The sequence below is a fragment of the Clostridium psychrophilum genome (assembly GCF_018861705.1).
GTDB lineage: Bacteria > Bacillota > Clostridia > Clostridiales > Clostridiaceae > Clostridium_AD > Clostridium_AD psychrophilum.
The window spans coordinates 1-13149 of record NZ_JAHLEC010000011.1; the positions used below are offsets into that span (position 1 = coordinate 1).

12 protein-coding genes and 10 tRNA genes are annotated in these 13149 nt (G+C 30.8%); all 22 read right to left on the reverse strand.

Features of this window, described 5'->3' with window-relative positions; translation table 11 throughout:
- Window positions 1–319 precede the first annotated feature (319 nt).
- Entirely contained in the window at window positions 320–520 is a 201-nt protein-coding gene (locus tag KPL38_RS04070) for a hypothetical protein (RefSeq protein WP_216287410.1), read from the reverse strand.
- Window positions 495–2165, reverse strand: coding sequence for a formate--tetrahydrofolate ligase (locus KPL38_RS04075; protein WP_216287417.1), 1671 nt, complete (start codon window positions 2163–2165; stop codon window positions 495–497). The genes KPL38_RS04070 and KPL38_RS04075 overlap by 26 nt, the downstream gene beginning before the upstream one ends.
- A 286-nt stretch (window positions 2166–2451) precedes the next feature.
- On the reverse strand, window positions 2452–4314 hold the full coding sequence (gene ftsH / locus KPL38_RS04080; protein ID WP_216287426.1) for an ATP-dependent zinc metalloprotease FtsH: 1863 nt from the start codon (window positions 4312–4314) through the stop codon (window positions 2452–2454).
- Window positions 4315–4415: 101 nt separating this feature from the next.
- Entirely contained in the window at window positions 4416–4928 is a 513-nt protein-coding gene (gene hpt / locus KPL38_RS04085; RefSeq protein WP_376769014.1) for a hypoxanthine phosphoribosyltransferase, read from the reverse strand.
- Window positions 4929–4954: 26 nt separating this feature from the next.
- Window positions 4955–6349: a tRNA lysidine(34) synthetase TilS gene (tilS, locus tag KPL38_RS04090; RefSeq protein ID WP_312884145.1), complete on the reverse strand. Its 1395-nt coding sequence runs from the start codon at window positions 6347–6349 to the stop codon at window positions 4955–4957.
- A gap of 297 nt (window positions 6350–6646) precedes the next feature.
- Window positions 6647–9037, reverse strand: a complete 2391-nt coding sequence (spoIIE, locus tag KPL38_RS04095; RefSeq protein ID WP_216287432.1) for a stage II sporulation protein E — start codon at window positions 9035–9037, stop codon at window positions 6647–6649.
- Window positions 9038–9355: 318 nt separating this feature from the next.
- Window positions 9356–9432: transfer RNA gene (locus KPL38_RS04100), tRNA-Met, on the reverse strand.
- A 4-nt stretch (window positions 9433–9436) separates the two neighbouring features.
- Window positions 9437–9512 (reverse strand) — tRNA-Met (locus KPL38_RS04105).
- 5 nt (window positions 9513–9517) lie between these two features.
- Window positions 9518–9606: transfer RNA gene (locus tag KPL38_RS04110), tRNA-Leu, on the reverse strand.
- Window positions 9607–9682: 76 nt separating this feature from the next.
- Window positions 9683–9758: transfer RNA gene (locus tag KPL38_RS04115), tRNA-Met, on the reverse strand.
- A 5-nt stretch (window positions 9759–9763) separates the two neighbouring features.
- Window positions 9764–9852: transfer RNA gene (locus KPL38_RS04120), tRNA-Leu, on the reverse strand.
- A gap of 50 nt (window positions 9853–9902) precedes the next feature.
- Window positions 9903–9978, reverse strand: a tRNA-Met gene (locus KPL38_RS04125).
- A 75-nt stretch (window positions 9979–10053) separates the two neighbouring features.
- Window positions 10054–10129, reverse strand: a tRNA-Met gene (locus KPL38_RS04130).
- Between the two features lie 198 nt (window positions 10130–10327).
- Window positions 10328–10404: transfer RNA gene (locus KPL38_RS04135), tRNA-Met, on the reverse strand.
- Window positions 10405–10408: 4 nt separating this feature from the next.
- Window positions 10409–10484, reverse strand: a tRNA-Met gene (locus KPL38_RS04140).
- A 5-nt stretch (window positions 10485–10489) separates the two neighbouring features.
- Window positions 10490–10578 (reverse strand) — tRNA-Leu (locus KPL38_RS04145).
- 141 nt (window positions 10579–10719) lie between these two features.
- Window positions 10720–11133: a S1 domain-containing RNA-binding protein gene (locus KPL38_RS04150; RefSeq protein WP_216287433.1), complete on the reverse strand. Its 414-nt coding sequence runs from the start codon at window positions 11131–11133 to the stop codon at window positions 10720–10722.
- Window positions 11134–11214: 81 nt separating this feature from the next.
- Complete coding sequence (locus tag KPL38_RS04155) at window positions 11215–11487, reverse strand: FtsB family cell division protein (protein WP_216287435.1); 273 nt, start codon at window positions 11485–11487, stop codon at window positions 11215–11217.
- A 93-nt stretch (window positions 11488–11580) separates the two neighbouring features.
- Complete coding sequence (gene yabQ, locus KPL38_RS04160; RefSeq protein ID WP_216287438.1) at window positions 11581–11985, reverse strand: spore cortex biosynthesis protein YabQ; 405 nt, start codon at window positions 11983–11985, stop codon at window positions 11581–11583.
- Between the two features lie 8 nt (window positions 11986–11993).
- Window positions 11994–12287, reverse strand: a complete 294-nt coding sequence (gene yabP / locus KPL38_RS04165; protein ID WP_216287440.1) for a sporulation protein YabP — start codon at window positions 12285–12287, stop codon at window positions 11994–11996.
- A gap of 144 nt (window positions 12288–12431) precedes the next feature.
- Complete coding sequence (locus KPL38_RS04170; protein WP_216287442.1) at window positions 12432–12692, reverse strand: RNA-binding S4 domain-containing protein; 261 nt, start codon at window positions 12690–12692, stop codon at window positions 12432–12434.
- A 108-nt stretch (window positions 12693–12800) separates the two neighbouring features.
- On the reverse strand, window positions 12801–13076 hold the full coding sequence (gene hbs / locus KPL38_RS04175; RefSeq protein WP_216287443.1) for a non-specific DNA-binding protein Hbs: 276 nt from the start codon (window positions 13074–13076) through the stop codon (window positions 12801–12803).
- Window positions 13077–13149: the final 73 nt, after the last annotated feature.

Genomic DNA, 13149 nt, shown 5'->3' on the forward strand with positions numbered 1-13149 from the left:
CTCCTGAAGATCTATTCGAAGCACAATTAGATATAATTTATGCAGCATAAGTAAATTCAACGATTTAAGTCATAAATACAAATTGGTTCAACTTGTTATTGCAATTGATCACCTTTTTATGATAAGAATTTATTTAAATAGAACATCTATATGCTAGTTTGTATTTCTTTATAATAATTCATAATCTTAATTAACTGTTGTTTTTTTTATTTAATAAGCAACAAACTCGTATACATTATGACCATCTACAATAAGGTATATTCTTTTTCTAAAAAGAATCAATACTTTACATTAAAAATAAGGTTGTTATAGAACATATCTATAGCAACCCTATTTTCAAACAAATTGGATTAGTCATCATTTTCAATGCTGTAGTCATCATTTTCAATGCTGTAGTCATCATTTTCAATGCTGTAGTCATCATTTTCAATGCTGTAGTCATCATTTTCAATGCTGTAGTCATCATAATTAATATCTCTGTTTTGAAATTTTCTTTAGAATAAACCCGATATAGTGCCATCTTCAGCTATATCCATTTTACATGCTGCTGGGATCTTAGGAAGGCCCGGCATAGTCATTATATTTCCAGTTAACGCTACAACAAATCCCGCTCCATTAGAAATTCTAACTTCTTTTACATTTATAGTGAAATTTGTTGGTCTTCCCAAAAGACTAGGATTATCTGAGAGCGATTTTTGAGTTTTAGCAACGCATATAGGAACTTTATCTAATTCAAGCTTTTCTATTTCAGCAATTTGCTTATTTGCAGAAGTGGTGTATTCTACTCCATCTGCACCATATATTTGTGTTGCTATAATATTTATCTTTTCTTTTATAGTGAGATTTTCATCATATAAAACCTTAAAATTACTTTTCTCATTATCTAAAATATCTAAAACTTTACTAGCTAATTCAATACCACCTTCTGCTCCTTTTCCCCATACTTCGGTTAAGTCAACTTTGACACCCTTCTTTATGCAAAATGCTTTTATGTATTCAATTTCTTCCTGAGTATCATAAATAAATTTATTTATTGATACTATTACAGGAACTCCATATTTCTTAATGTTTTCTATTTGCTTTTCTAAATTTCCTATCCCTCTTGAGAGAGCTTCCACATTAGGTTCATTTAATTTATCTTTTTTAACTCCACCATGATGTTTTAACGCTCTTATTGTAGCCACAAGAACAACACAATCTGGTTTTAATTTACCATACCTGCATTTTATATCAAAAAATTTTTCCGCCCCTAAATCAGCACCAAATCCTGCTTCAGTTACAACATAATCTCCTAATTTTAAAGCCGTCTTAGTTGCGAGAAGACTATTGCAACCATGAGCAATATTAGCAAATGGTCCTCCATGTATTATGGCCGGTGTGTTATCTAATGTCTGAACCAAATTTGGTTTTATAGCATCCTTCATAAGTAATGCCATTGCGCCATTTACTGATAAATCACTACAATAAACTGGATTACCATCTAAATTATAAGCAACCAATATTTTCCCCATTCTCTCTTTTAAATCCATAAGGTTACTAGCCAAGCATAAAATAGCCATTATTTCTGAAGCAACTGTTATCATAAACCCATCTTCGCGTACAAATCCATTAGGTTTACCACCAAGCCCTACAACAACACTACGAAGGGACCTATCATTCATATCCATAACCCTTTTAAATGTAATTTTTCTGCTATCAATACGAAGAATATTGCCTTGATGAATATGGTTATCTATAGCAGCCGATAACAAATTATTAGCTGCAGTTATCGCATACATATCCCCAGTGAAATGAAGATTTATATCCTCCATTGGCACTACTTGAGCATAACCGCCACCAGCGGCTCCACCTTTAATTCCAAATACTGGTCCAAGTGATGGTTCTCTTAAAGCTATCACTGCATTTTTACCTTTTTTACATAAGGCATCTGCAAGACCTATTGTAACTGTAGATTTTCCTTCTCCTGCCGGAGTAGGATTGATAGCTGTAACTAATATTAGTTTGCCATCTTTCTTATTTTCATTTCTTTTTAGAACATCTAAAGAAATCTTCGACTTATATTTACCATATAAATCAATATCATCCTCAGATAATCCCATTTTTTCTGCAACCATTTTTATAGGTAACATCTTAGCACCTTGTGCAATCTCTATATCACTTTTCATATACTTCACCCCTTATATATAAATTAAACAGAAAATATACCTATACTAAATAATTTCTGTAATTTTTCTACTAATTACTATTATTATTGTTATAGTCATAAATTTGTCAAAAATTTTATACTATAATATTTCTTAATTACTAATACTTTGTATTATATCACAATTTATAGATAATATTGAATTAGAAAAGTATTAATACAAAATAGTAGTTAACATTACGTTTCTTTAATTATTGTCAAAATAAAAAAGACATACAGTCATTTATAACTGTATGTCTCTAATTTTATTAACTCTTCGCTAATTCAATTCTACCTGAATTTGATTTAGCAACATCATCCAATTCTGTTTTAGCAATTATAGCTTCAAACTCTGCTCCTTCAAGTTTTTCCTTTAAAAGTAGTTCTTGAGCTACCGCATGCAATTTACTTTCATTTTCGGCAAGAATTTTTTCAGCTTTTGCATAGGCTTCCTCAACAATAGCCTTCACTTCTGAATCTATTTTATTCGCTACCTCTTCGCTGAAATTTCTGCTTTTTCCTAAATCTCTTCCAAGAAATACTTCGTTATGATCATTACCAAATGATATTGGTCCTAAAACATCACTCATACCATATTCCGTAACCATTTTTCTAGCAATTGATGATGCTCTGTCAATATCATTTTTAGCACCAGTACTAATGTCATGTAATATTAATTTTTCTGCAACTCTACCACCAAGTAATCCGACAATATCATCTTTAAGTTTTAACTTTGAAGTATAAGAAGTATCCTGCTCAGGTAAATGCATTGTATATCCACCTGCCATACCTCTTGGTATAATACTTATTTGATGAATTGGGTCTGATAATGGAGAATATCTCATTACTACAGCATGCCCTGCTTCATGATATGCTGTTAATTTTCTGTCTTTTTCGCTTATTACCTTGCTCTTCTTTTCTGGTCCAGCAATAACTCTTGTTACTGCTTCATCAAGTTCATTCATTTCTATTATTTTCTTATTGTTTCTTACTGTAAGTAATGCCGCTTCATTCATTAGATTCTCTAAATCTGCACCAGTAAACCCTGGTGTCCTTTTAGCTAATACATTAAGTTTTACTTCATCTGCTAAATGTTTATTTTTTGAATGAACCTTTAAGATTTCTTCTCTTCCTTTAACATCAGGTACACCTACCAATATATGTCTATCAAATCTACCTGGTCTTAAAAGAGCAGGGTCAAGTATGTCTGGTCTATTGGTTGCAGCTATCATAATTATGCCTTCATTTACACCAAATCCATCCATTTCAACTAATAGTTGGTTTAAAGTTTGTTCACGCTCATCATGACCTCCACCAACTCCTGCGCCTCTTTGTCTACCTACTGCATCAATTTCATCAATAAATATTATACAAGGAGCACTTTTCTTGGCTTGTTCAAATAAATCTCTTACTCTTGAAGCTCCAACCCCTACAAACATCTCTACAAAATCAGAACCTGATATACTATAAAATGGCACTCCTGCTTCTCCAGATACAGCCCTTGCAAGTAATGTCTTACCTGTGCCTGGTGGTCCCACAAGAAGAATGCCTTTTGGAATTCTTGCACCTGCTTCTAAATATTTTTTAGGTTGTTTAAGGAAATCAACAACTTCTGCTAGTTCTTCCTTTTCCTCATCTTCACCTGCTACATCATCAAATGTAACTTTTCTCTTATCTGGCGTTGCTATTTTAGCCCTGCTTTTTCCGAAATTCATTACACCTCGGTTACCACCGCCGCCACCGCCACCTTGTGATTGTTGCATATACATAAACCAAAAAGCAACCAGCATTAAAATTATAAGCAATGTTGGTACTATCTGTAACCACATTGGCATACTAGCTGGCTTTATATATGTTTCTGCAACGCTTGTGTTTGGATATTTCTCCATAACTTGTATTAATCTCTGTAATGGGACTACAGTTTCATATTGTGTTCCGTTTTTCAATTCCCCTGCTACCGTTTTATCTTCCCTTACCTGAACACTTTTAATATCTTTCTTAACCCAATATTGTTGGAATTTATCAACACTGATTGTGCTAACATTCTTATTAGTCTCAAGTAAGGCCAGGCATGCAAAAATCACGAGTACAAATACTACGAGCCAGATTGCTGCACTAGAAATTTTTTTCATCGAAACCCCCCTATCTTTTTATTCACTATGAAATTTTATCACATTAAAAAGCACTTGACAATATTATAATATATTAATTATTATATACATTTTGTTTACATTTACTTATAAATTTCATCTTTTAATATTCCTATATATGGTAAGTTTCTATATTTTTCTGCATAGTCTAATCCAAAACCTACAAGGAAATAATCTGGCACATCATATCCTATATATTTAACATCTATATCGACCTTTCTTCTGTCTGGTTTATTTAGTAAACATACAATTTCTAAACTACTTGGTTTTCTTGCGCCTAAAAACTTTGTTAGATATTTAAGTGTAACTCCAGAATCTATAATATCCTCTACTATTAGTACATCCTTGCCTTGAATTTCAAAATCGAGATCTTTTAAAATTTTAACAACACCTGAAGACTTAGTAGAATTTCCATAGCTAGAAACTGCCATAAAATCCAATTTACACGGAATTGTGATTTGCTTTACTAAATCGGACATAAAAATAACTGATCCTTTTAAAATGCCAATAAGTATAAGTTCTCTACCAGAATAATCATTACTTATTTTTGCTCCTAGTTGCCTTACTCTATCCCTTAATTGCCCTTCGTTGTACATCACTTCTTTAATATCATTATTCATTATTATTCCTCACTTCCAATTTTAATCTGCAATATATTTTTAGTATCTTTTGAAACTTTAAATTTTTCACTAACCCTATATCCAACAACCCAACCTATATCATTTCCAAAACATATTAAGGGTATTTCATTTCTTATATCTTTTGGTATTTTTAAATCAATGAATAAATCACTTATTTTTTTACTTCCGAGCATCCCAAGTGGCGTAAACTTATCTCCATTTTTTCGATATCTAAATGTTATTGGCTCCGTAATTTTATCATAATCAAAATACTTAATACTATCATTCCCTATAAATTCGGTATATTTCATCTTGGATTTAACATCAATTCTTATCGTTTTTTTCAAAGCATGAATTATATTTTTTTCATTAATATTTAGAGGATACTGATTTTTGTAAGCATCAATAGCTTTTACATGTATATAAATATTGATATTTCCATAACTGTTTTCTACTATTATATTCTGAGGTAGCATTATACTTTTACCCGTTTCATGTTTTTGAAGTTCTATAATACTAGTTATATGAATCTTTTCAATATTATATAGATTGTGATTTATCGCAAGCAAAGCGCTTCTAATAATTCTACTCAAAATTGCTTCATGATTTGTAAATGCACTTTTATTTATTATAACTCTTTGCTCACTTATCCCACAATATTTTTCATATTCTTTTTGACAAACGCTTTCCAAATATTCATTGTCTATTTTTACAGTATCTGACATACGGTTTAATGTTTTAATTATATCTGTATTAAAGTTTTTTTCAATATATGGAATCATTTCAAGCCTTACTTTGTTTCTTGCATACACATTTTCTAAATTTGTCTTATCTATCCTAGGAGTTATATTATTAATCAAACAATATTTTTCTATTTCTTTTCTAGTAAGAAGAAGAATTGGTCTTACATATATTTTGTCCCTAACAGGCTTTATTCCTATCATCCCTGCAATACCTGTTCCTCTCATAATTCTCATTAAAATAGTTTCTGCTTGATCATTAGCATTATGTGCTATCGCTACCTTATTCGCATCCAATTTAATCACAAGTTCTTCGAAAAATTTATACCTAACTTCTCTTCCTGCTACTTCACAAGATAAATTTTTCTCTTTTGAAATTCTATGTACGTCTACTTTTTTGCTGTAAAAATCTATGTTTAACTTCTCACATGTTTTTTTTGCATATTCCTCGTCTTTATCAGATTCATCCCCTCGAAGACAATGGTTTATATGTGCGCCAATAAGTGTAATTCCAAGCTTTTCTCTAAGTTCATTTAAAATATAAAGCAAACATGTAGAATCAGGCCCACCTGAAAATGCAACTATAACCTTATCTCCCTTATCAAACATTAAATTTTTTCTTATATAATTAATTACTCTTTCTGACAAAACATCCACTTCCCACTTTTTTATAACTTGTTATAGTTTTCCTATGTTTGTATAACTTTTTATCTCATATTACTATATCATATTACTGTATAATATAGTAACATATATTTACCATTTATTAAAACATAACTATAAAAAAAGAAAAAAATAAAGAATACAAAAAAATACTTTTACTTTTTTTATATTCTTCATTCTTTTATATTCTTCATTTTTAAATTTCTCGGTTTCATAGATAGCTTAAACACTGTTTAAATCTAACTGGAATTAGATGTTTTTTTAATAACATTCTCAAAACAACTAATGCTGTTAGTATAAACTATATATCTTTGAAACAAGAACTGTCATATCATCTTTTACTCTACTTCCACTTAGTTTTTTTGCTTCAGCCAACAACCCATCCGCTAAATCTTTTGGATTATTGCAATTATTTTTGCCTAAATAATCAATTACCCAATCTACTCTGCCTACATTCTCATCATTATAATCTAATACCCCATCACTGAGCATAACTATAACATCCCCATTTTTCAAATTCATTTGTTGTATATCTATATCTGCCTTATCTAAAACCCCAATCGGAAGGGATTTGGATTTAATAATCTCTAAGTTATCGCCAGACTTTAAAAATGTTGCAACAGCTCCTACCTTTAAAAAATTTATCTCACCAGTATATAAATCAATACTACTCAAATCAATAGTTGAAAATTTTTCTTCTTCAGAAAATCTCAGTGTCATTATTGTGTTCACAGTATTAATTGCTGTAATTTTACTAAATCCTGCTGATGTAAACTTTTCTATTAATTCTACAGCTGCCTCACTCTCTCTACCTGCTTGAGGACCTGATCCCATCCCATCACTAATAACAGACATATAACTTCCATCTGCAAGCTTCCCAAAGCTATAGCTATCTCCATTAAGCTTTTCGCCATCTTTACATTGCCTTGCCACGCTTGAAGCCACGTGGAACTTTGGTGTTTCTTCAATTGTTACCTTGCACATGTTTGTTTCTGAATCTATTGAGCATCCATCATCACTAACACACATACACTTCCCAACCACACTATTTATGATAGGCAATAATTCCTTTACGCACATCTGCCTTCCACTGCAAGCATTAAGTGACAGTTTAATACTCAATCGTCCAAGTTTATCATTTAAACACATAATGTCATTATGCTTAATTCTATTTTTATCTAGTGCTCTACATATAAGTTTTTCCATAGGAGCATCTATCTGAATTTCAGAATTAAAGTCTTCAACAATTTCTTCTACCGAATTTGCCATATTGCCAATTTGATTTGCTAAAAGCTCGCGACCTTCACTTAGTCTAGTTCTCCACATTTCGTTTATTATATGCTTATTAACAATGTCTTCTGTATTTTTAAGTATTGCCGTCCTCTTTATGCATTTTCTTTCAATTTCTTCTGGTACAGTAGTACTCTTTCTCTCAAAATTTTGAATTAATTCTTCAAAGGCTGCATATGTATAATGTAATTCTCTCTTCCAACACATAGATTTCATATTACAATTACTACACACCCTGTCAGCAATATTCTCAACAAGAGCACTGCTTTTACCCTTCATTGCCAGTTTTTCATTGTCCACCAAATTATTTAATATATCCGACATATTAATTAACACATCAGAAAAATTATTTAGCCTTCCAACAAATGTGTCTTTAATCTTATTTATATAACTCTGTTCTATACTTTGCTTCTTCTTATCTGAATTAAACTCTAGTGATAATTTTTCATAAATATTTTGTGGTATTAATAAAAATATTACTGCTGCTACAAAAGCTTCAAATACAATAAACGTAGGTCCAGTAATACAATATATTTTTATTATCGAAAACGCTACTAGATAAGCTGTTGCAGTTAAAATTTTTCCTGTTTCTTTAAAAACACCAGTTATTAACCCACAAATACCGTACATACCTATAAATACAATCATATTAGAAGATGACATTCCTACAATAATACCCATCGCAACTCCCGATGCTGCGCCAGCTCCACTTCCATCTATATATGCTATCATTATGACAAAAGCTAGGCCTAATATGTTTGTAATTGATATTGTAAAAATATTAATGCCCCAAGTTCCTGCTATAATTAAAGAACTTATAATTGACATACTTATTATCTCTTCATTTGAAAATATATGTTTTGTTTTAATCTCTTTAAAGCATAAAATGCTATAGTCTAGAATAAAATATAAAGGAAAGATACATAAAACAAGAAAAAATGAATTTAGGAAACCCATTATTGCACTTACGCGAGCTATAAAAAAATTATAAGCAAACAATTCAAACATAATAATTGAAAACATGCTAACTAAAGCTTTTGTTCTAACTTCCATCTTGTTAAAAATATGACTCAAAGAAGCAATTGTAACAATTACTATTAAATAAGACGGTAAATTTTTTATGCTACTATATAAAGTTACATAGCCTAAAAATGTACCACTAGCAGCAATTATTGATATCCTTTTATTATTAATAAATACTGTGGCAATTAAAAAAGCTATACCAAATGGCGCAGTATTATTAAGAAGAAGGACTCTGCTTATTAACAAACTTACTGCAAAATAAACTATTCCTCTAGTAATTAAATTAACATTAAGTGCATTTTTCTTTTGTACTTCATCTTTTATTTTTTTAAGTCTTTCGTATGGAAATATATCAATTCCGTATTGCATATTACACCTCACCCACCTTTACTAATTAGGACTTTATTATACCAAAATTATTTGGAAATAATTGTCATACGGTGTGATGCTTGTATATATTTTATGAGACAATAATTTGTATATTTTTTACATGCAATTTTTACAATCCCCTATAATATAAAAAAACCTACCATATTAATTTAGTAGGTTTTAAAATATTAAATGAAGCTTGTCATTTAATGGTATTATATATTTGAGAAATTTATACTTATATGTTTTGTACATCTAATCATAAACTTTATAGGTCTTAAACAAATAAAAATAACTCACAAATTTAATTGTGAGTTATGGTAGCGGAAATAGGACTTGAACCTACGACCCTTCGGGTATGAACCGAATGCTCTAGCCAGCTGAGCTATTCCGCCATATTGGTTGCGGGAGTAGGACTTGAACCCACGACCTTCGGGTTATGAGCCCGACGAGCTACCAACTGCTCCATCCCGCGATACTTGGTGCTGAAGACCGGAATCGAACCGGTACGGTGTTTAACCACCGCAGGATTTTAAGTCCTGTGCGTCTGCCAGTTCCGCCACTCCAGCCTATTTACTAGTTTTATGCTAGCCATTTATTATGAATTTTCATTTAACTTACATATTTAATACATTTAAAATGTATTGGTTGCGGGAGTAGGACTTGAACCTACGACCTTCGGGTTATGAGCCCGACGAGCTACCAACTGCTCCATCCCGCGATATTTGGTGCTGAAGACCGGAATTGAACCGGTACGGTGTTTAACCACCGCAGGATTTTAAGTCCTGTGCGTCTGCCAGTTCCGCCACTCCAGCATACTATTATAAATTTTATTTAACTTATACATGGATAAATTAAAACTTATTGGTTGCGGGAGTAGGACTTGAACCTACGACCTTCGGGTTATGAGCCCGACGAGCTACCAACTGCTCCATCCCGCGATATTAATGTTTAAGTTCATAATTCATTTAAATTATAGTCTAATAATTTTACTTCATGTAATAATTAAAATTTATTGGTTGCGGGGACAGGACTTGAACCTGTGACCTTCGGGTTATGAGCCCGACGAGCTACCAACTGCTCCACCCCGCGATATTATGTTATAAAACTTAATTTTAGTTAATAGAACATTTAATATTGTAAATTTTAAGCCTTGTCTATCTACTAATTTTACAAATTAAATTAACTACTATATAAGTTTTTAAGACCAATTTCTATTATATAATAATATTTTCTACATGTCAATGATTTTTAATGATTTATATGTAATATTTATAAAATCATATAAATTGGTAGCGGAAATAGGACTTGAACCTACGACCCTTCGGGTATGAACCGAATGCTCTAGCCAGCTGAGCTATTCCGCCATATTGGTTGCGGGAGTAGGACTTGAACCCACGACCTTCGGGTTATGAGCCCGACGAGCTACCAACTGCTCCATCCCGCGACATTTGGTGCTGAAGACCGGAATCGAACCGGTACGGTGTTTAACCACCGCAGGATTTTAAGTCCTGTGCGTCTGCCAGTTCCGCCACTCCAGCTTAGTTGTCTGCATTTACCTAATAGCATCAAAAATGCTACTTCTTGGCAACATGTTTTATTATATCTGATGTATAAACCGTTGTCAATAACTTTTTAATTTTTTAAAATAGGAACTAAATGCTTAGTTCCTACAGGTTTTACTAATAACTTGAAGTTTTTTTACTATAACCTCTTCCTTTTCCTTCTTGATGTTTTTTAACATCTTGAAATCTTTCTTCACTGTCTTTTAGAAATTTAGTCATTATATCTTCAAAATCAGCTGTATTTGATTTGTTCTTTTCCTTATCCCAATCTATTTCTATTGGTTTAATAGACCTTTTAGGTACTCCAGCTTGTTTTATTGACAAACTTATTTTACCATTGTCATCCACAGAAATAACTTTAACTTTTACAATGTCATTTTCTTTGATATAATCATTAACATCTTTAACGAATGTATCTGAAACTTCAGATATATGCACTAATCCTGTCTTACCCTCCACTTCTACAAACGCACCAAAATTGGTGATATTAACTACTTTACCTTCTACAATACTTCCAGCCATTAAGGTCATATTAAAAATACTCCTCCTCAAAAATTATGTTTTTTATTTTACATATTAATTTAATAATAAGTATAACAATTATTATAGCGCTTAGTTTTTATTATTCATTACAGGAGTTTCACCTTCTTTAACAAGTCCTAAAATTTCTCTTGCCAATTTTTCTATATATTTATCAGTTTTAGATAACTCCACTTCATCCTGTAACGTTTTTTGCTCTTCTTTTTTCTTTTGTAATTGAATAGTATACTCTTGTAGCTGTTTTTTCTGTCTACTCATAGTTACCTGCTGTTGAATTAAAAGATAACCTACATACATTACAATAAAAACTAATACGACACCTTTAATACTAAGTTTTTTTTTCATATTCTATACCCTTTTCCTTTCAATGAAATGAGTATTGTTTATTCTTGATAAATCTATTCTAATTTGTATTGCACATTACTTCAAGCTATTTCTTTATAATTTATCTTTTTTTTTTCTTTTTATCTTATAAATCAATAAACTTGGTGGGTATAAAATAACATTCCATACAACTCTAACTACTCTTCCATTGAATTTTAGTGATCTATATTGGACATTTATAAAAGATTCACTTATGAGTCTCAAATATAAGTATACTCCTAATATCAAACAAACATACACATAGAAGTTTATGTACCCTTCATTAGTATACATCAAAAATATAAAAATCACTATAGAAGTTAATGTCCAAAACAGTAAATCCTGTATTATTGTCAAAATTTTGTTAGGATTCTTAAATCCTCTTATTAATCTATATATATCAAAAAATACACCAGTGATTATTCCTGATAGCAAACTGAATATTATAAGTCTAAGTTGACCCATTAAAGAAATCATCATAATAGCACCTACCTAAACAATCTTGATATTATACTATCTTTTTTAATTTTACTTTTATCACTAGTATACACAAAAGAATCTACTTTCCCAGTTATTATAACGTCTCCATTTTGAACATCTAATTTATTCATCTTTAATTCTTTGCCTTTTACCATCATTGTTCCTACATCTGTGTTTAATAATATTTGGCTTTCATTAAAGTTTATAACTTCTATAACTCCATTAATAGTTAACTTTCTTCTGTTTTCAAGCATTAATATGCTTTTCTTTACTTCTATTTTTGGTTCTCTTCTTATTTCCATAATATCCCCCTTATTAATTTTACAATAAAAATTGAAAATTAGGGAATTTTACCTATTCTCAATTCTTAACTAATTACATACCATTATATTCCTATAAAATATATATGCTAATAAACCTTAATTAAGAATTGTATTTAGTAACATTTATTCTTTGTCTTCTCTTCCTGATATTATTTCATACATTTCTTTTGCACTTTCTTTTGTCACACGTTCGGCAATATTTATAATTTTAGCTTTTAAAATTTGATTTGCAAATTTTATTTCTATAATATCATTTTCTGCAACTGCAGTACCAGCTTTTGCTACCTTTTCATTTATAGAAACTCTTCCACTTAAGCAAGCTTCTTTAGCAATTGTTCTTCTCTTTATAATTCTTGATACCTTTAAATATTTGTCTAATCTCATTAATACTCCCCCTTTTTAATTTTGTTTACCATTTTAATAATTTACAGAATAAAATTTTTAAAATAAAAAACCTAGATATACATCCAGGTTTTCTACTTCATAGTAAAATTATTTATTTACTATCTCTTTAAATTCCTTACCAGCTTTAAAGACTGGAACTGTTGAAGCTGCAATTTGTATTTCTTCTTTTGTTCTTGGGTTTCTTCCCATTCTAGCTGCTCTATCTCTTGTTTCGAATGTTCCAAATCCAACTAATTGAACTTTTTCACCTTTTTCTAATGTTTCTTCAATACTTTCTATAATTCCTTTTAGAGCTGCTTCCGCATCTTTTTTTGTTAAATTAGATTTTTCTGCAATACTTGTTATTAATTCTGATTTATTCATATTTGTTACCTCCTCGTAATGAGTATCCTATTCCTAGTGCACACTCGTAAAGTGCATACACCATTAAATAGCA

What these genes read in the sequence shown, in the direction of transcription:
- KPL38_RS04070 (WP_216287410.1), bottom strand. Translation starts at nt 520, where the DNA reads ATGGCACTATATCGGGTTTATTCTAAAGAAAATTTCAAAACAGAGATA.
- KPL38_RS04075 (WP_216287417.1), bottom strand. Translation starts at nt 2,165, where the DNA reads ATGAAAAGTGATATAGAGATTGCACAAGGTGCTAAGATGTTACCTATA.
- ftsH (WP_216287426.1), bottom strand. Translation starts at nt 4,314, where the DNA reads ATGAAAAAAATTTCTAGTGCAGCAATCTGGCTCGTAGTATTTGTACTC.
- hpt (WP_376769014.1), bottom strand. Translation starts at nt 4,928, where the DNA reads ATGTACAACGAAGGGCAATTAAGGGATAGAGTAAGGCAACTAGGAGCA.
- spoIIE (WP_216287432.1), bottom strand. Translation starts at nt 9,037, where the DNA reads ATGCAATACGGAATTGATATATTTCCATACGAAAGACTTAAAAAAATA.
- KPL38_RS04150 (WP_216287433.1), bottom strand. Translation starts at nt 11,133, where the DNA reads ATGACCTTAATGGCTGGAAGTATTGTAGAAGGTAAAGTAGTTAATATC.
- KPL38_RS04155 (WP_216287435.1), bottom strand. Translation starts at nt 11,487, where the DNA reads ATGAAAAAAAAACTTAGTATTAAAGGTGTCGTATTAGTTTTTATTGTA.
- yabQ (WP_216287438.1), bottom strand. Translation starts at nt 11,985, where the DNA reads ATGATGATTTCTTTAATGGGTCAACTTAGACTTATAATATTCAGTTTG.
- yabP (WP_216287440.1), bottom strand. Translation starts at nt 12,287, where the DNA reads ATGGAAATAAGAAGAGAACCAAAAATAGAAGTAAAGAAAAGCATATTA.
- KPL38_RS04170 (WP_216287442.1), bottom strand. Translation starts at nt 12,692, where the DNA reads ATGAGATTAGACAAATATTTAAAGGTATCAAGAATTATAAAGAGAAGA.
- hbs (WP_216287443.1), bottom strand. Translation starts at nt 13,076, where the DNA reads ATGAATAAATCAGAATTAATAACAAGTATTGCAGAAAAATCTAATTTA.